The 286-nt window shown below is 71.7% G+C and carries 1 protein-coding gene; it reads left to right on the top strand.

Going from position 1 to position 286, the window contains the following annotated elements; translation table 11 throughout:
- On the top strand, window positions 1-286 hold a 286-nt coding region (locus tag J0A65_RS27145), incomplete at both ends, for a hypothetical protein (RefSeq protein ID WP_206597257.1).

Below are 286 nucleotides of genomic sequence, written 5' to 3'. Positions count from 1 at the left end.
CGGAGCGACTTCCTCGGCTACTGCCGGAGCAGGTTCCTGGGCGGCTTCGACGACCGGCTCGGGCTGTGCAACCGGCTCGACAGCAGGGGCTTCGACGGCTGCCGGCTCTTCGGCTGCAGCGGCAGGGGCTGCCTCGACCGCCGGTTCGGCGACCACAGCGCTCTCGACCACGTCGCTCACTGGGGCTTCGGCTGGCGCTTCGACCGGCTGTGCAGCAGGCGCTTCAGCCTCGACGGCTGGCGCTTCAGTGGCCGGCGCTTCGCTGGCGACGGCTTCGCTGCTGTCG

It is taken from the genome of Bowmanella yangjiangensis (genome assembly GCF_017255015.1).
Classification (GTDB): Bacteria; Pseudomonadota; Gammaproteobacteria; order Enterobacterales; family Alteromonadaceae; genus Bowmanella; species Bowmanella yangjiangensis.
The sequence above is the reverse complement of the archived record's forward strand: the minus strand, read 5'-3'. Positions and strand labels throughout refer to the sequence as shown.